The organism is Kocuria sp. HSID16901 (assembly GCF_003989425.1).
In the GTDB taxonomy this organism is placed as follows: domain Bacteria; phylum Actinomycetota; class Actinomycetes; order Actinomycetales; family Micrococcaceae; genus Rothia; species Rothia massiliensis.
Genome location: NZ_RBLM01000002.1, coordinates 369,120 through 387,536 on the forward strand (window position 1 = coordinate 369,120; position 18,417 = coordinate 387,536).

General features: G+C 59.4%; 14 protein-coding genes and 1 tRNA gene. 10 read left to right on the plus strand and 5 right to left on the minus strand.

Going from position 1 to position 18,417, the window contains the following annotated elements; genetic code table 11:
* The first annotated feature begins 96 nt into the window (after positions 1-96).
* The 5 genes from D8M21_RS03885 (at position 97) to D8M21_RS03905 (ending at position 4,168) form a co-directional block, all read left to right on the plus strand.
* Positions 97-885, plus strand: a complete 789-nt coding sequence (locus D8M21_RS03885) for an ABC transporter ATP-binding protein (RefSeq protein WP_048678268.1) — start codon at positions 97-99, stop codon at positions 883-885.
* Entirely contained in the window at positions 885-1,667 is a 783-nt protein-coding gene (locus D8M21_RS03890; protein ID WP_048678270.1) for a sulfite exporter TauE/SafE family protein, read from the plus strand. Before D8M21_RS03885 ends, D8M21_RS03890 begins: the two co-directional genes overlap by 1 nt.
* 27 nt (positions 1,668-1,694) lie before the next feature.
* A complete protein-coding gene (locus D8M21_RS03895) occupies positions 1,695-2,600 on the plus strand; it encodes a TrmH family RNA methyltransferase (protein WP_048678273.1) in 906 nt (301 codons plus the stop codon).
* A gap of 158 nt (positions 2,601-2,758) precedes the next feature.
* The gene (locus D8M21_RS03900) at positions 2,759-3,019 is read left to right on the plus strand and encodes a type B 50S ribosomal protein L31 (protein ID WP_030014296.1); all 261 of its coding nucleotides are present in this window, start codon (positions 2,759-2,761) and stop codon (positions 3,017-3,019) included.
* Between the two features lie 123 nt (positions 3,020-3,142).
* Positions 3,143-4,168, plus strand: a complete 1,026-nt coding sequence (locus tag D8M21_RS03905; protein ID WP_048678281.1) for an LCP family protein — start codon at positions 3,143-3,145, stop codon at positions 4,166-4,168.
* A 34-nt stretch (positions 4,169-4,202) separates the two neighbouring features.
* Here the strand turns inward: D8M21_RS03905 and D8M21_RS03910 are convergent, their stop codons facing one another.
* From D8M21_RS03910 to D8M21_RS03930, 5 genes are all read right to left on the minus strand, one after another.
* Positions 4,203-5,903, minus strand: a complete 1,701-nt coding sequence (locus D8M21_RS03910) for an ABC1 kinase family protein (protein ID WP_126855665.1) — start codon at positions 5,901-5,903, stop codon at positions 4,203-4,205.
* Positions 5,904-7,457 (minus strand): hypothetical protein, encoded by a 1,554-nt coding sequence (locus D8M21_RS03915; RefSeq protein WP_053089916.1) that lies wholly within the window; start codon positions 7,455-7,457, stop codon positions 5,904-5,906. It lies immediately after the preceding gene.
* Between the two features lie 147 nt (positions 7,458-7,604).
* Entirely contained in the window at positions 7,605-10,202 is a 2,598-nt protein-coding gene (gene pepN / locus D8M21_RS03920) for an aminopeptidase N (protein ID WP_048678283.1), read from the minus strand.
* 128 nt (positions 10,203-10,330) lie between these two features.
* The gene (locus D8M21_RS03925) at positions 10,331-12,490 is read right to left on the minus strand and encodes an acyl-CoA dehydrogenase family protein (protein ID WP_053089917.1); all 2,160 of its coding nucleotides are present in this window, start codon (positions 12,488-12,490) and stop codon (positions 10,331-10,333) included.
* A 56-nt stretch (positions 12,491-12,546) separates the two neighbouring features.
* Positions 12,547-13,248, minus strand: coding sequence for a TetR/AcrR family transcriptional regulator (locus tag D8M21_RS03930; protein ID WP_048678285.1), 702 nt, complete (start codon positions 13,246-13,248; stop codon positions 12,547-12,549).
* 137 nt (positions 13,249-13,385) lie between these two features.
* Here D8M21_RS03930 and D8M21_RS03935 point away from each other — a divergent pair, with 137 nt between their 5' ends.
* The 5 genes from D8M21_RS03935 to D8M21_RS03955 all read left to right on the plus strand — a co-directional run bounded on the left by D8M21_RS03935 (position 13,386) and on the right by D8M21_RS03955 (position 18,381).
* Positions 13,386-14,690 carry an acetyl-CoA C-acetyltransferase gene (locus tag D8M21_RS03935; RefSeq protein ID WP_048678287.1) on the plus strand — a complete coding sequence of 435 codons (1,305 nt, stop codon included), beginning with the start codon at positions 13,386-13,388 and terminating at the stop codon, positions 14,688-14,690.
* 36 nt (positions 14,691-14,726) lie between these two features.
* Positions 14,727-16,067, plus strand: coding sequence for a 3-oxoacyl-ACP reductase (locus tag D8M21_RS03940; protein ID WP_048678288.1), 1,341 nt, complete (start codon positions 14,727-14,729; stop codon positions 16,065-16,067).
* The gene (locus tag D8M21_RS03945; protein WP_126855666.1) at positions 16,067-17,050 is read left to right on the plus strand and encodes a MaoC/PaaZ C-terminal domain-containing protein; all 984 of its coding nucleotides are present in this window, start codon (positions 16,067-16,069) and stop codon (positions 17,048-17,050) included. The genes D8M21_RS03940 and D8M21_RS03945 overlap by 1 nt, the downstream gene beginning before the upstream one ends.
* A gap of 120 nt (positions 17,051-17,170) precedes the next feature.
* Positions 17,171-17,259 (plus strand) — tRNA-Leu (locus D8M21_RS03950).
* 159 nt (positions 17,260-17,418) lie between these two features.
* Entirely contained in the window at positions 17,419-18,381 is a 963-nt protein-coding gene (locus tag D8M21_RS03955) for an L-lactate dehydrogenase (RefSeq protein ID WP_048678291.1), read from the plus strand.
* Positions 18,382-18,417: the final 36 nt, after the last annotated feature.

Here is an 18,417-nt window from a genome sequence, read left to right on the forward strand (position 1 = left end):
TATGGATGGATGGCTCAGGTTCCCAGGTATGAATGCTCTCCACTTGCCGAGTGTCACGGCTAGGTAAGTCGGGCCGACGTGGCTTAAAGTCGAGACATGAGTGCTGTTTTGGAGCTAGTTAACGTCTCCGTGGTGCGGGGACAGGGCCAACGACTAATCGACGGAATCACGTGGACCGTACGGGAAGGGGAGCGTTGGGCAGTGCTCGGCCCCAATGGCGCCGGCAAATCGACGTTGATGAGCGTCTGCGCCGCGCGATTGCATCCGACCTCGGGCATGGTGGATATCCTGGACGAAATTTTGGGGGCCGTGGACGTCTTTGAACTGAGGCCTCGGATCGGTTTGACTTCGGGCGCCATCGCTTCACAGTTTCCGGCGTCCGAAAAGGTCCGAGACGTCGTCGTCACCGCAGCCTATGGCGTTACAGGACGTTGGCGTGAGGGCTACGATCAGATGGATCACGAGCGCGCCCAAGAACTGCTCGAGCAATGGGGCGTATCCCACCTGTCGGACCGAACTTTTGGTTCCTTGTCCGACGGTGAACGGAAGCGTGTTCTGATTGCCCGCGCTCTCATGACCGACCCGGAACTCATGATTCTCGACGAGCCGGGGGCCGGAATGGATATTGCCGGCCGTGAAGACCTCGTGGCGCGCCTGACGGACCTCGCGCAAGACCCCGATGCGCCGACCACTCTGTTAGTCACCCACCATCTCGAGGAATTGCCCCGTGGCCTCACACATCTGCTCCTGCTGAACCACGGCCGTGTCGTCGCGCAAGGCCCCATCGATGAGGTCCTCACCTCGGAAAATCTCAGCGAAGCCTACGAGATGCCTCTCAAACTGACCTCCGTGGATGGCCGTCACACGGCGTTCTCCGCGAACTAATGTCCATTCTGGAAATTTGCATCATATTGGTTGCTGGCCTCTGGGCCGGTGCCATTAATACGATCGTCGGTTCAGGCACTCTCGTGACCTTTCCGGTGCTCGTGTCGATGGGCGTGCCACCGGTCACAGCCACGATTTCCAATGCCATGGGCCTGATCGCCGGGAACTTCACTGGCGCTTGGGGGTATCGAAAAGAGCTCAAGGGATTAGAACGCACCCTCTGGAAGCTCATTCCGTGTTCCCTGATCGGTGGGATTCTCGGTGCCTACCTGTTGTTGCACCTACCCGCCAGTGTTTTTGAGGCTGCTAGCCCGATTCTCATCAGTGTGGCGTTGCTTTTCGTGATCTTCCAGCCGAAACTGCAAGCGATCGTCCGAAAGAGGCGCGAAGGCACAGAGTTGCCGTCCGAAGAGAGCGACCATCAACCGCCGATACTTTATGCGTTGGTTTTCTTCGCCGGCGTCTACGGGGGCTACTTTGTGGCTGCCCAAGGGGTCCTTCTCTTGGGGATATTGGGCGTCTTCCTCCTCGCATCATTCCAGGGTGCCAACGCCATCAAGACCGTCTTAGTGGCCAGCGTTAACCTCATCGCAGGAATCTCATATCTTTTGTTTGCGTTTGATCGAATCGACTGGTGGGTGGTCCTCCTGATCGCCATCAGCTCGACCGTCGGTTCCTGGGTGGGGGCCAAGATCGGACGACGATTGAAGCCGGTGGTTCTTCGGAGCATCATCGTGATCCTGGGACTTGCCGCCATCGTCAAGATGGTCTTTCTCGACTAGGCCGCGACACATTTTTTCGGAGCACCTATGAATAACCCTCAATATGGACCGGCCGAGCTGGCCGCCCGCGCGGCCCACGTTGACACGATTCCCAATGTCGTGCGCGTGGCCCAGCAGCAGATCGCAGATTCCCATGGCCGTGCTGACGAACGAGTGCTCAGGGACTTGCGCTTCTATCGTGGACTGACCGACGTCCGCATGCGCACGTCGCGAGAATCGGAGTGGGGCGTTTACATCGCCGAATCATCCAAGGTCTTGCGACGAGCCCTCGATGCAGGCCACGCCCCCTTGTCTTTTCTCATGTCGGACAAGTGGGCTGCGGATTTGGAAGACGTCCTTCGAGCGTGGCCGGAGGTCCCTGCCTACGTGAGCGACGACGCCACGCTGGAAGACCTCACGGGCTTCCACCTGCATCGGGGAGCACTGGCCGTGATGCGGCGTCCACAACCGTTGAGTGTTCGCGAGGTTATTCGTGGAGCTCGACGCGTAGCGATATTGGAGGACATCGTGGATCACACGAACGTCGGCGCCATATTTCGCTCAGCGGCTGCGCTGGGCGTCGACGCCGTCGTGGTCTCGCCGCGCTGCGCGGACCCGCTGTATCGACGCTCGATTCGAGTCTCGATGGGTACAGTATTCCAAGTTCCGTGGGCTCGTTCGGAATCGTGGCCAGATGATGTGGAGGCACTCCACGAAGCCGGCTTCACCACGGCGGCCCTCGCCCTGGAACCGGATTCCATAACCCTCGACGAGCTCTCAGCCCGGAACGAAGACAAACTTGCCCTCATTCTCGGAACCGAAGGGCATGGCCTGAGCCGGGCTACTGTTTCGACCGCACAGGAAACGGTCATGATCCCCATGGGCCACGGGGTTGATTCACTCAACGTAGCGGCAGCTTCGGCCGTGGCCTTTTGGGAAACGCGCGTCCGCTGAATCCTTCTCTTCTCGCAGTACACGTGGTAGCGTTATGTGGTCGCCGTACCGCGGCGTCCTCCGTGGCGTGTTCGAACAATATATCGACCGTCCCCTGGAGAATCTCAGCTTTACTCCCTAGGCCTGGCAAAATCCAGTCCGATTGAAAAGGTAGACCCATGCAGACCGATATTCACCCGGATTACCACGCGGTCCTCTTCCGCGATCTCGCGTCCGGCAAGACCTTCCTGACCCGTTCGACCGCCACCAGCCAGAAGACTGAAACCTGGGAAGACGGCAACGAGTACCCCTTGATCGAGGTCGAAATCTCCTCCGAGTCGCACCCGTTCTACACGGGTAAGCAGCGCATCATGGACTCGGCCGGTCGCGTCGAGCGCTTCAATGCTCGCTTCAAGAACTTCGGCAAGGCTGGCAAGTAACCAGCCCCTCGCTGAGAAGGTGCCGGGAATCTTTCACGATTCCCGGCACTTTCTGTATGTTCAGAGTAAAATCGGTCGGGTTAACTGACCCCCGAACATCACCGAACCTGACGGAGTATCCGAATGTCGCTGAACGACGACCTCCTGGACAACGGCAACGAGCCGCAGCCCCGGCGCCGAAAAAAGAGGCGCGGGGGACTCATCGCGCTCGGCATCTGCGGGACTCTGCTCTTGGTCGGCGTGATCGCCGTTGGGGCCTATTTTGCCAACCTGGCCCACAACTTTGATTCCGGAACCAAAAAATTCGCCAACGCCCTGCCGGACGACAAAAATCGGCCGAAAGAAGACGGCTCTTATAACGTTTTGCTCCTCGGCAGCGACTCGCGTCAAGGGGAGGCCGATGAAAAAACGGTTTCCGGTCAGCGCGCGGACACCATCATGCTCCTCCACGTTCCCGCCGATGGGGGCCAGGCGTACCTGATTTCCATCATGCGTGACACCTGGGTCGATATTCCGGGACACGGCAAGGCAAAGATCAACGCGGCCCTCGACCAAGGCGGTATTCCCTTGGAGGTCCAAACAATCGAGCAGTTGCTGGACACCAGAATTGACCACGTCTCCGGCATCAATTTCGAAGGCTTCCGTGACTTGACCAATTCCGTCGGCGGCGTCACCGTCGATGTTCCAGTGGCGTTCACGACCGAACACGGTGAGTCCTACGACAAGGGCCCACAAAAGATGAACGGGGACCGCGCGCTAACCTTCGTCCGGGAACGCTATGCCTTCGCGGACGGCGACTATCAGCGGGTTCGCGATCAACGTGCCTACATCCGTGGCCTCATGAAGGCCATCGGCGACCCGCAAAACTTCGCCAACCCGCTCAAGGTCAACGACATGGTCAAAACCTTCTCGCCCTATGTACAAGTCGATGACTCGCTCAATTCCACGGAAGCGGCAAAGATTCTCATGAAAATGGGGCCAAACGGTTTCAAGAACATGAAGATGATGACTCTGCCGAATGCCGGGACGGGGTGGTCCGACGACGGCCAGTCCATCGTCAATCTGGACGAGGGAGCCGTCCAAGAACTCAGCAAGGCCATGAAGGATGGAACCATGGACCAATTCGCCAAGACCGCAGGAACCGACTAGCCGCGAAGCGCGACACGCGAAGCGACGTCGTGCCTCAGAGACTCATGAGGCCACGACGTCGCTTCGGTCGTTTAACCCGAAGGCGAGCCGAGCTCAAAATGTATCCGCTCAACAGACCCGCACCACCCGCGCCTCCGCTGATGAGGAGCCCCTTCCAGCTTCGATAGCCTTCCGGGTGCGTCGAAATAATCTTGGCGGAACCATTCACCAATGCGGCCAAGACCGCACCGGCAACCAATCGGTTCCCCACAACCTCGACGCGGTCGATAATTTCTTCCAGCTCATCCGCGCGGAGATGGACGTCAAAGCCGCCATTTTCGATGACGCTCATGATCTTTCGTAAGGAGCTTGGCACCTCGACGCCGAACCCCACGGTCTCCCGAGTCATGGCAGTCAGCCGCTTGAGAATGGCTTCCACCGAAACCCTGCTCGATACGAAAGCCGTCGCAAAAGGCTTGAGGACGGCGATGAAATCAAAATCCGGGTCGATCAGCTCACCCAAAGATTCGGCCGTCGCGATCATGCGGATCAGGAGCGCCGCTTCTGAGGGCAGGCTGAGCTGATGCCGGTGCAACAAGGCCATAACGTCCGTGAGCACCCTGCCAATATTCAGATCGTCAAGGCTTTGCCCGGAGTACTGACGGATGATGCGCCCGAGATCTGCCTCAATTTCCTGAGGCGTGACATTACGGCCGTGTGAATTGGTGAGACGGATGACGGCGCGGCTGCACTGCTTTATGTTCTGGGTCGTCACGCCAATCAGCAAGGGAAGCATGCTGTCGCGGAAGTCTTCGCTCAGCTCGCCGCACATGCCGAAGTCGATCAGATTGATGGCGCCGTCTGGACGCACAAACAGATTGCCCGGGTGAGGATCCGCGTGGAAGTAGCCAAATTCAAAGATCATCCGGCACATCGCGCCGGTCGCATTCACCGCGAGCCGATGTCGATCGATTCCGTGGGCGTCGAGCGCGTCCACATTGCTGATTTTGATTCCACCAACGCGTTCTTGCGTCAGGATGCGCGAAGTCGTTGCTTCCCAGTAGATGTGGGGGATATGCAATTCAGGATCATCGTGGAAGAAATTCGCGAACCGATCGCAGTGCGTTGCCTCGATGGTGTAGTTGAGCTCCTCCAAGAGCGTTCGGGAGAATTCCGCGCTCAGTTCTACAACGTCGTACTGCTTGGCTAAGGGAACATACCGGCTCAACAGCGTCGCGAGGTCGCTGATGATATCCAGGTCCTGATGAACTTCTTCGAGAACGCCCGGTTTGCGGAATTTAACCACGACGTCCTGCCCGTGCAAAACCCCCGCGTGAACCTGCCCGATAGACCCCGACGCCAGGGGAGTGGTGTCGATGGAATCGAACTGTTCCAACATGGTTTGCTCGGGCTGTCCGGCCAAGGAGTCCATGAGCTCCTCGTAGGGAACGACCGTTGCGTCGTCCTGCAATTTGCGCAGTTCTTGCGTGTAGCTCGTCGGTAGGAGATCTTGTCGAGTCGAAATGAGCTGACCGACCTTGATGAAGGTCGGGCCAAGCTCTTCAAGAGCCATCCTCAGATGCTGAGGTTGGGTGAGGCGCTCACCGGTTTCGGTGCGCCGGACCCGATGCAATGGGCCGGCGATCGGGGCACCCAACCCCTCCACCAGGAATCCCAATCCGTGACGAATGAAGACGTCGGCAATCTGGAGAAAGCGGTCGGTCCGAGAGCGAGCGCGGGTGAGCAATGGTGTCACCTAGCGACGCGAGCCCGAGCCGCGGCCGTTCGAGTAATCCTCGCCCACGGTTTCGTAGTCGTCCGAGTGCTCCCACTCCGGATACGAGTAGCTTTCGTCGTATTCGGAAGGCTCCGTATCTTCCTCAAAATCGGCAGCTTCCTCCTCGGACAGATACTGATCGGAGTAATACCCGTCGTTCACCTCGGGTGATTCGTCGTATTTCTCGACGTCGTCGATAGCGTCCGTGGTGGCCTCGGGCTCGGATTCTTGCAGGTCGAGGGCTTCCGTGTTGGGTGAAAAGGGCTCCTGCTCCTGTCGTTGTTCGAGGGCTTGCTCTTCCTGGTCGGCTTCGGCACCCTCAGGCTCTTCAGACTGGTCCAGCGCCTGAGGTTCGTGGTCAGAAGCGGAAGGACCACCGGTCGGGTTGATATCAATTTGGTCGTACATCCGACCAGACCCCTGGAATCGCGACATGTAGACGCCGGCGAATACCACCGATGCGCCGACGATGATGCCCAATACACCGAGAATCGGTTTGAAGAAGATCAGCACGATGCCCAGGATCAAGATCAGCGCACCGAGGACGCCCAAGCCCCATCCTGAGCCTCCGCTGTGTCGATGACGCTCCACAAATCCGGCCTTGGTCGCAGACGAGCTTCCGTGAGTATCCGGGTGGAGCCGTTCGACGGCATCGTCGGGCTTTTCGGCTCGCTTCAAGCTGGGGTTCTCTTCCGCCTCGCTCGGCACGTAACTCGGGTCGAGGTCATATGAATCTTGCTTGGCCTTCAGGAGAGGCAAGGAATTGGGCAGATCCGTGTACCAAGAGCTCGGGATTTCGTCGGCGCGAACCGTCTGGACGGTGAGCGACAGCTCGAATGAGCTACCGCGGATGGTTCCCCACACGGCGGTCAACTTGTTGTGCTGGAAGGCGTAACGAACCACGGGCGCCAGCTGTTCAGACATCTGGGTGCTGAGGCGTCCGACGATGCGACGGTCGTGCAAGACGTCCACGACCTCGACCTCGCTGCCGTCCGCCAGCTTGTGACGGTTCGCCTCAAGGGTCAGAATGACGCGGCCCTCGCCGGACATCGGGAGGACGTCGTGGAGGTACTCGGCATGTTCGTTCTCATTAAGAACCTTGACGCTGGACCCCTGGGGGAGAAGAGCCGCGTGGAGGGGAGACGCATTGATCGGGAAGAGCAGTTCCGGGCGCGAAACGGAGAGGATCGCGCGGGTTTCCAGGCGAGGATGATCACCATCGCGCCGTTGGGTCGCCCAGAAACGAATCGGCGCGACGGGCGTGTATCCCGAATAGATGATGCGTGCCAGGGGATTCCAATAACGTTCGGAATCCTTCACGGTCATTCGGGCCACCTTGTAGCCGTTGACCCAAATCGCGATGCTCTCGGGAAAGACGGGGTTATCGGGCTCCGGAACCAGCTGAGCCGTCGCGTCGACGACCTGCTCACGATCCAAGCGTTTTCCGTCGAAGAGCCGCAAAATCTCGGCGTCGTAATAGTCCTCGGTGACAAGCTCCAAGGACCCACGGTCGTTGAGCGCGTAATCCGTCACTGCGAATCTCCTCTAATATCCCTCAGTACCCGAAGCAGGTCCTCCTAGAATGTCACAACTTGGCCCCTGGAGATCGGTAATCGCGGCGAATCTTACGGTCGTGTTCCTCGCCGTCCCGCGGATCATCAGGGTGCCACATCAGGTTCTTTAAATTTTGGACCATAGATCGCGTATGCGCGACGCCCTGGTCGCGTCCTCAGAACGTTCGGTCAGTTCACGGCGCAAGGCCCGGGGCGCGTCAGGATGATCTGCGAGCCATTCCTGGGTTGCAGCCACGGGGTCGACGTCGTCGTCCACGGTGGGGAACAGGCCCCTGACAATTCGGGTCGCCATACCGATCGAGTGGTCTGCCCAGACCGCGCCGAGTCCGTCGAAGTACCGAGCCCCTTGCCCTTGCCTCAGAGCTGGGTCGCCGGTCATTAAGCCCACTGCCGTCGCCGACAGTAGGTCGTTGGAGAGATCCTCGCCGAAGATCCTTTCCCAAGCCAGAGCCTTCTCGTCTGTGCTCGGCAAGGCGGCTGACGAACGCGCGTGACCGATGGCGGCGTACTGGCTGGGGTTTGCTGCATAGGACTCTTCGAGGGCGGTACGGGTGAGACGACCGTGAGCGGCAAGCGCCGTCCGAGCCAGCCACTGGATCTGGTCTCCCAATGTCAGGCCTCGCCACGGGGTGCCCGGATGGGTTGTCGCCCAGTCCAGGAGCTCGTAGGCAATGTCGGCCAGCGCTCCAGATTCACGGCCCAAGACAAGGCTGTGCTGTAACAGAACTCGTTGCTGGTCGCTTCCTTCCTCTACCGATGCCAAGCCGTCCCGCAGGTGTGCGGCCAAGGACTCGAGCTGTGACGTCCGTTCCGGTTCAGGGACATACGACCGCAGTGCCGTACCCGCATGGATCAGTAGGGTGTCCAGCAGGGTAGGGGAATTTTCGCGGCTGAGTCCCCGGCCCACATGCTCGAGGTAACGGCGAGGATCGACCTGGCCCAGCCGAACCATGTTCCACAACGAGCTGCCCAAGACGCCCCGGTCCAACGGATCACTGATCGTATGTCCATACTCCAGCGCTGTCTCGACATCGGACTCGGCCAGCAGGGCTAAGGCATATGTCTGATCATCCTGATTGACCACAACGATGCTCTCGGCGTCGCTGGCGGGAGAGACGTCCAGAGATACGGTCGTCGACATGCTCTCGGCACCCGCGGATACCTCGCAGGGAACCACCTGGGTTCGCTGCAGGGAGCCGGCGTCCAAAGAGAATGTCGCGAGATTGAGCACATGGGGGCGACCGATAGCCTGCGAAGCCTCATCGGGGAAGGTTTGCGCGAGTTCTGAACGTTGGGCGCTGTACGTCAAGTGGGTGACACCGGCCGTTTGCAACCAGGCCCGGGCCCACTCACTCAGATCGCGGCCGCAGGCCTCACTGAGGACCGCTAAGAAATCCGAGAGCTCCGCAGTCCCGAATTGATGTCGCTTGAAATAGACGCGGGCCGCCTGAATGAATTGTTCGAAGCCTACGTATGCGACCAGTTGCTTGAGCACCGAAGCGCCCTTGGCATAGGTGATGCCGTCGAAGTTTTGTTTGGCCGCCTCAACATCGGGGATATCGGCGACGATCGGGTGCGTGGTCGAATATTGATCCTGCGTATACGCCCAGGCTTTCCGACGATTGGCGAACGTCACCCACGCTTCCTCGTAGCCTCCGACCCGTTCTGCGGCCAAGGAACCCATGAATTCGGCGAAAGACTCCTTGAGCCACAAATCGGACCACCACCGCATGGTCACGAGGTCTCCAAACCACATGTGCGACATTTCGTGCATGATGACATCGGCTCGGCCTTCACGTTGCGCCACCGTCGACCCCTCGGGAAAGAGATACGACTCCGTGAAGGTCACCAATCCGGGATTCTCCATCGCACCCAGGTTGTATTCCGGGACGAAGGCCTGATCGTATTTGCCCCACGGATACGGGTAGTCAAAAAGATCCTGGAAGAAATCGAGGCCATGCCGAACTAGGTCGAAGATATTTTCCGAGTCCATGGACTCGGCCATCGATTGCCGGCAATACAGGGTCATGGGCGTGACCCCTGAATCCGACCCGCTTCGTCGATACAAGGAGCTCACCGCGTGGTACTGACCGGCGAGCAAGGTCGTGATGTACGTCGACATGCGTTGAGTCGGTGCGAAGCGCCGTCGCGAAACCCCCTCGAGTACGGGGTCGTCTTCGGTCGCCACAATCTCGGTATTCGACGCGACGACCCAGTCGCTCGGGGCCGTGACGGTGAAAGAGAAATTCGCCTTGAGGTCCGGCTGCTCAAAGGTGGGAAATACACGGCGAGCATCGGATGGCTCGTATTGCGTATAGAGGTACGTGCGATGATCCTGAGGATCGATAAACCGATGTAACCCTTCCCCGGAACGGGAGTACAGCGAACGACCGTGAATCACGAGCGTATTTGTCGGCGCAAGATCAGGTAGCTCAATGCGACTGCCATGGACCACCTGCGTCAGGTCCAAACGCTGCTCGTTCAAAGTCACCGAGTCGACGCTGTGGTGGATGTACTCGATGAAGGTCGACGCTGATTCCGGGCCGGTGACGTCGGCCGAAAAGGTGATGGTCGCCTTAACGGGAAAAGACTCCATCGTCGGATCGGCTGCGTACGTCAAGTCCACGTGGACGTCGTACCGATCCATCTCAAGGAGCGCGGATCGGTTCTGGGCTTCATCAAAGGTCAAATTATCGTTACGCACACCACAGAGTATAGGAGTTTTACCTTGTAACTCTCGGACGCACAAGCGGATAAGGGGCGGAAGCACGGTCATTTTCCGTGCGTCCGCCCCTTGTCATGTCGCTATGCTCAGCAGCGATCTCTCCGTGCCTAACGGCGTTTGCCCGAACCAGACGACTTCATCTTCATCAGCGTCTTTTCATCCACCGGAGCATCCGACGAGGCCCGTAGTTTTCGGAAGTATTCCGCAGCGTCAGCCTGTCGCACCTCTTCCAGACCACTGGAAATTTCGGCGCGGAGATGTGCCTGGGTCCAGCCAAAGCCTTCCACGAGTTGCAAGGAATAGGGCTCGATTTTGTCGAGGAGCCGATTGATGTACTCCTCCAGCGCCCGACCGCGTTGCGTGGAGATGAGGCCGTAGGACACGTACCACCCCAAATTCTTGTGGATCAGCGTGAGACCGTACAAATCTCGCAACCAGGTCATGACTTCGTGGGTTTTTCCGTCCAAGGAATCGACGACGTCGCTCATGGCTTCCCACGCGAGGAGTTCACCGTGCGAACGGGCGGCATCGATCAACTTAACCTGTTGGCTGTTAAAGACCTTGGTCGCATCGGTGGCCGACATCTTTCGTGCCGGCCGGAGCGCCTCGGCGGCCTCTGAGACCATGGTGTGCACGCGATCCTGCATGAGTTCACGCTGCCACTTGGGGTCCTTGAGGGCCTTGGCCGACTTTTTCTGAGTACCCGTATCGTGAATGAGCTGGGCAACGCTCCGAAGTCCCGTGCGATTGAATGCAAGGTCTTCCGCGCGAGAGGACACATATTTGGTGATCGTTCCGACGTCGAGCCCCGCGAATTCCTTCGAGTAGTCACCCAACAAGCGCTTAGCCACCAGCTGCAAAAGCACGTGGTTGTCACCCTCGAACGTCGCATAAACATCCAGGTCTTGGTAGAGCGACGTGAAACGGTTCTTGGTCATGAAGCCTGCACCGCCGGTAGCTTCACGGCACTCCTGCAGGGTCTCCAAAGCACCCCACGTAGACAGTGGCTTGAGCGACGCCGCCAAGGTCTCCAATTCCGCACGATTTTCCGGCGTGTCCTCTCTGCCCGAGAAGACATCATCAAAGGTCGATAGCAATCCGTGATGGGCAAAGGCCTGGGCGTAAGTGCGGGCCAACAGAGGCAAAAGCCGACGCCGATGGAGCTGATAGCTCATGAGCGTTGCTTCGGTCTCTCCGCCCGCGGAGAACTGACGCCTCTCATATGCGTATCGGATGGCGATGCTCAACGCGATCTTGGAGGCATTGACGGACGAGCCGTCCAGGCTCACGCGGCCTTGAACGAGTGTTCCGAGCATCGTGAAGAATCGGCGACCTGGAGAATCAATGGGGGAGGAGTAGGTCCCGTCGTCGGCAACGTCCCCATAGCGATTGAGCAGATTGGTCCGGGGAATCCGGACATGGTCGAAAGCCAACCGGCCATTATCGATTCCGTTGAGGCCGCCCTTGTGCCCGTCGTCTTCGGACTGGATACCGGGAAGATTCACCCCGTCTTCGTCGCGAATCGGCACGTAGAACGCGTGGACTCCATGGTTGACTCCCTCGGTGATCAGCTGAGCAAAAACCACGGCCGCCTTGCCATGCTGAGCGGCATTACCGAGAAATTCCTTCCACGCCGATTTGAACGGAGTATTGATCACAAACTCTTCGCTGTCGGGATCGTAGGTGGCCGTGGTCGCTATGGAGGCCACGTCAGACCCGTGGCCGATCTCGGTCATCGCGAAGGCGCCGGGAACATCCAAATTCATAATTCCTGGCAGGAAGCGTCGGTGGTGTTCCTCGGTGCCGAGTTGATGAACGGCGGCACCAAAGAGGCCCCATTGGACGCCGGCCTTGATTTGCAGAGAGGGGTCGGCCGCCACGAGCTCTTCGAACCCAGCGATATTTCCGCCGGGATCTTCGCCGCCGCCAACGTACTCAGGATAGGCGCGATGTACGACGTGGTTTTCGACCAGGATCTGAAGCTGCTGCAGGACGCGTTCGCGGTGATCCTGATAGCTGAGAGTATCGACCTTGTGCAACGCCGGATCTTCAATGAGATCCCGAACCTTCTGACGGACCTCTTTCCACGGGCCCATGAGCTTGTCGTGCAGCGTCTCGATATCGATTCGCTCGTCGGTGTCCGGTCCTTGAACGGCCTGCACCTCGTCCAGCGGGCCCTGAGACGTGCCTTCAGGTGATCCTTTGGACGCTTTCGGGTGCGACGCCGCGGCGTCATCCGTCAAGGAGGATGTGGGGTTCAGCGGCATGTTTACTCCTGAATCTGATGGGTTGGTGTGGCGGTCTGGGAGTTCCGAAGTCTGAGTCATGTGTGCTCCTTTAAGGGCATGAGGATCCATTGGGTGAGCTGATCCACCGTTTGTTCGCGGGATGGGGCTTCCCCTTTGACATAGGCGCGGCTCCACTTTTCGATCACGGATTGAACCATCCCGACCACTGCTCGGGCCCAATAGTCGAGCGAGACGTCGTCCGGTAAGGAAAGTTCCCCACTCTCCTGGGCAACATTTCGCAAGGAGGCCAGCAAGAGGTGAGCGACGTGATCGGCAAAGAGCCCCAGTGACGACGTCGGGGCTTCGTCACCATCCAGACGTGCCCAACCCAATCCGGCATGAGACGTCACAAATTCGTGGATGGACGGCGAACGCTGAACCATCACGAGGTACGCGTCAATCATCCGGTGCACGGTATCCGCCGGGGATGACCCGTTGGCGGCCGCTTCGACGATTTTCTGTTCCAGGCTTGCCAGCAAAAATTCACCCAATGCTTGGCTGAGACCCGCTTTGTCCGTGAAGTATCGGTAGTAGACCGACTTGGACGTCCCAGAATGGGCGGCGATCTCTTCCATAGAGGCTTGTGGACCGATTTTGTGAATCGCGTGCCGGGCTTCCCGAAGAAGCTGACGACGCCGCACCTTACGGTGGGTTTGCCATCGAGTCGCGCGCCCATCGGGGGCGGACGATTCGATGGACGCATCTTTCCGTGTTTTGACGGCCTCGTTGGTGTTCACGATACGCAGAGTATCAGGTACTCTTGACTTTTGTAACCCCAGTCACAAGGGACGATGCGGTGGGAATCGGCTTCTCGCTCGAGCGAAATTCAGCGCTTTGCGCCGTCGTTCCATAACCTTCTAGATCCGGAGGATCCATGTCTCAGGCCTATGTTCTCGGTGGTAACCGCATTCCGTTCGCACGTTCACACGGGGCCTATGCCTCGGTCAGCAATGTGGACATGCTGACGAGTGTGTTTGACGGATTGGCAGCTCGATTTGGCCTTGCTGGCGAGCACATCGGCGAAATCGCGGCGGGCGCCGTCCTCAAGCACCCCAAGGATTTCAACCTCACGCGTGAGGCCGTCTTGGGCTCGGCCCTTTCATCATCAACCCCCGCCTACGACGTTCAGCAGGCGTGCGCAACCGGCTTGGAAACAGTCTGGGGACTGACCAACAAGATTCGTTTGGGTCAGATGGACTCTGCCATCGCCGGCGGTGTCGATTCCGCTTCCGACGCGCCCATCGTGGTCTCTGAAGGACTCCGCCGCGGACTGCTCAAACTAGCCCGGGCAAAAACCCTCAAGCAACGACTCGCTGCCGTTTCTTCCCTGCGCCCGGCCGATATCAAGCCGCAAGCCCCGGGAACGGGTGAACCGCGCACTGGACTTTCCATGGGCGAGCATCAAGCCATTACGACTGCCGACTGGGAGATCAGCAGAGAGGACCAAGATGAGCTTGCCCTGACGAGCCACCAGAATCTTGCTGCCGCCTACGATCGCGGATTCTTCGATGATCTGGTGACCGGCTTCCGCGGATTGAATAGGGACAACAATCTTCGTCCGGATACGTCCCTGGAGAAGCTTGCGAAGCTGAACCCGGCCTTCGGTCGCAGCCTTCCCGGCGAACCGACCATGACCGCAGGTAACTCGACGCCATTGACCGACGGCGCATCGGCCGTGCTTTTGGGCAGCCAGGAGTGGGCAGATCAGCACAACATGACACCTCTGGCCCGTGTGGTCGATGCACAGGCCGCGGCCGTGGACTTCGTCGACGGCGACGAGGGACTACTGATGGCCCCCGCCTACGCGGTGCCACAGCTGATCGAACGCAATCATCTCGGTCTGGGAGACTTTGACTTTTACGAAATTCACGAGGCCTTCGCGGGCACCGTCCTGTGCCATCTCAAGGCTTGGGAATCTGAGACATTTGCCCGGGAAAAGCTCGGTCGCGACCAGGCCGTGGGTTCCATCGATCGGTCCAAGCTGAATGTGAACGGTTCATCGCTTGCAGCAGGCCACCCCTTCGCCGCTACCGGGGGACGAATCGTCGCCTCCCTGGCAAAGCAACTTCACGAGAAGGCCACAGAAACCGGCAAGACCCAGCGCGGACTCGTTTCTGTTTGCGCGGCGGGAGGACTCGGCGTCGCCATGATCCTCGAAGCCGAAAAGCCCGCCAACTAGTCCATCCATAGACTTCAGGAGGAAGCTCAGAACGCGATGAAGGATTCTTACACACAAATCGTTAATTCAACCCTCGGCAAGAAGGTCGCCGGGGCGCTCGGCTTACCGCAACCCGTGGAGCTGCGCCGCTACGAACCGGGACAAGACCTGCTGAAGGATCAGAAGGTCTTGCTCATCGGAGATGACGCATCCGACAACCTCGCCGAGACTCTTCTAGGTTGGGGGCTCGAGGTTCGACGCCACCCGGAGGCACATACGCGATACGGCGCGATCATCGTCGATTTCACGTCGGCGGCACAGCCGTCTGACCTTCAAAGGCCGGCGCTGGCCGTCGGTTCTGCCCTCCGTAGCCTTGGGAGCTCCGGTCGGGTCCTGGTCCTAGGTCGAGACAGCACGTCGGGGGACACCCCGGAGCTCGTTGCCACCCAGGCAGGTGTCGTGGGGTTCATGCGTTCCCTGGCCCACGAGATGCGCAAAGGAGCGACCTGCAATCTCCTAAGCATTGCCCCTGGAACTGCGACCCATAGTGACGCGGTCACCGGACCATTGCGATTCTTCCTGTCTTCGCGTTCCGCCTACGTCAGCGGTCAGCCCCTCACCGTGGGGTCAGGCCATGCCGAGACTCCGTCCGACGCCGATCATCCGGTTGAGGGAAAGGTTGCCGTCGTCACCGGCGCCGCACGAGGAATCGGTGAAGCTATCGTCCGCCGGCTGAGCGACGATGGCGCGAAGATTCTTCTGGTTGACGTCCCCGGGGCGGGCGAGGCGCTCACCAAGGTCGCCAATAGCGTCGGCGGCCGAGCGCTTCAGCTCGACATCACGGATCCCAAGGCAGGTCAGCGTATCGCCGAGGCGGCTCAGCAGCACTACGGCCGGTTGGACATCGTGGTGCACAACGCCGGTATCACTCGGGATAAGACTTTGGCGAATATGGATGAGAGCAAGTGGGGATCGGTTTTGGCCGTCAATCTGGCCTCACAGTTGGCCATGAATCGGCAGCTACTCGATTCTGGGGTGCTCGGCTCGACGCCGCACGTCGTCTCCCTGGCCTCCACGAGCGGCATCGCCGGTAACCGAGGGCAGACGAACTACGCGGCGTCGAAGGCTGGAATCATCGGCATGGTCTCCGCCATGGCCCAGGAGTTCCAGAAAGCCGGAGGAACCATCAATGCGGTGGCTCCCGGGTTCATTGAGACCGACATGACTAAGGCGATGCCAACCGTGACTCGCGAGGTCGCGCGTCGGCTGAATTCCTTACAGCAAGGCGGCCGGCCGGAGGATGTTGCCCAGGCAGTTGGCTTCCTGGTCTCAGACGCCGCCGGTTGCATCAACGGTCAGACCCTTCGCGTGTGCGGACAGTCGATGGTGGGTGCCTAATGAAATTTCCGAGCATCAAGAGCCTCAAGCCCAAGAGCGGAGCCAGCGTACAGGGTGATTCGGCCGGCGCGGCTAAATTCTACGGCCAGATCCTGGTCAAAGAGTTGGGGGCCGCCGTCGACAAGCAGCTGCATCGCCGCGGCTCGTCGGATTCTCCGGCACGCAATGCCATGCCTGCACCCGAGGCGCTCGAAGTAGCCGAGCGTCGAGTGAAGGTCGACGCCGAAAAGCACGCTGCTTTTTGCGCCGTCGTGCATGCGCCTGCGGGGGAGGACGCTCACGGCGGATTCCTTCACGCCATCAGCTTTCCGATCTCCACAGAGGTGATGACGAGTCGCACGTTTCCGCTCCGGCTGCTAGGCCTGATCCACCTCAAGAATGAGGTCACGCAGCGGAGGCCCATCGCCGTGGACAGCACGGTCAAGATTCGGTCCCGGGTTAAAGAGTTCGGGACCCATCGCAGGGGAGTGACCGTCACCATTCTTTCTGAGATTTGGGACGACAAGGGCGAGCTGGCCTTCAGTGACGAGTCCCTGTATCTATCCAAGCAGGCCAAGACCACTCAAGAGGACGAGACCGCCGTCCGCAAGGATTCGCAGGCGGAGTCCACGCGGCGAGAAGATCCTCGTGAAGGATTTCGGCTCATCGGACGCTGGAGACTTCCTTCCGAAACCGGTCGCAAATACGCCAAGGTTTCGGGCGATGCAAACCCGATCCACCTCAGCGCTGCTTCGGCCAAAGTGTTTGGGTTCCCCAGTGCCATTGCCCACGGAATGTATTGCGCTTCCAGGGCCTTGGGGCAGCTGGCCGATGACCCGGCAGGCCCCGGACAATGGACGGTGGAATTTGGATCGCCCGTAGTCCTTCCGTCCACCGTGGAGATTTGGAAGGATCGGGCCGCACCTGAGGGACGACGTCGCATTCGGGGAATTGGCCGTAAGGCACGGAAGAACTTCGAATTCGCGTGGAATCGCCCGGAGTAGCTTCGAAGATCTCGGGAAGTGCCGATCATCACAGGTGATCGGAGCTTGAGAATTTGCGTGCCCGTCGAGCATCCAGTAAGTTATTACTCGTTGCCCGGGAGCTCGCTCCCGAGATCACCTGCGCGGGTGGCGGAATAGGCAGACGCGCTAGCTTGAGGTGCTAGTCCTCGTATTAGAGGGTGGGGGTTCAAGTCCCCCCTCGCGCACCAGGGAAAAGGCCCCGGCCGGAACGAAAGTTTCCGGCCGGGGCCTATTGGTATTTAACCTCGAAATTCCCAAATATTCCCACATATTCGGACACGGCTGTGGGAAAATGACTTTGGGGCGTCGACCCCACCACGTGAGCCTTGGGAGAGAGGACAGTAACCATGACCAGTGATTTCCGGACCACCTCGAAATTGGGCATTGTCGGAGCAGGAGGAGTGGGGTCGGCCATGGCGTACGCCGCCATGATGCGCCGGTCCGCTCGCAATATCGCCCTGTACGACATTGACGGCTCCCGAGCCGAAGCAGAAGCCCTGGATATCGCCCACAGTTCATTGTTCGCCGGTGGTACGCCCGTTGTCGGCAGCGGAGACCTCGGGATTCTCCGCGACAGCGACATGGTGGTGATCACCGCCGGGGCCAGGCAAAAGCCCGGACAAACTCGACTCGAATTGGCCGATGCCAACGTCAAGATTCTCTCCACCATGTTGCCCCAACTGTTGGAGGTAGCACCCGACGCCGTCTACATGTTGGTCACGAATCCGTGCGACGTCCTCACTGTCGTCGCCCAGCAGATCTCAGGGCTGCCCGCCGACCGCATCTTCTCTTCGGGAACCGTCATCGATACCTCCCGGCTTCGGCTGCTCATCGGTCAAGCAGCCAACGTCGCGACCTCGAGTGTGCATGCGGTGATCATGGGGGAGCACGGAGATTCCGAATTTCCCCTGTGGTCCCAGGCCAATATCGGACAAGTTCCGATCGATGAGTGGGTCGACGATAACGGTGACCCACTATTCCCGGAGGAACGGCGCATCGAACTGGCTGAGCAAGCAATGAAAGCCGCCTATCGAGTGATCGACGGCAAAGGGTCCACCAACTACGCCATCGGCCTTGCGGGCGCACGCATCGTCGAAGCCGTCTTGGGCGATCAAGCCGCAGTACTTCCGGTGTCGACCGTCCTCGAAGACTACCGAGGCGTGAGCGGGGTTGCCCTGTCCGTTCCTTCCATCGTAGATAGGAATGGCATCCGGGAACGCTTGCAGGTTCCGATGTCCGATGAAGAACTGGCCAAGTTGCACCGTTCGGCGGAGGCTCTCGAACAGTCCATGAGCGGACTTCGATTCTGAGCGAGGTGAAGTCTCACAGTTGCCCTGCTAGATCGA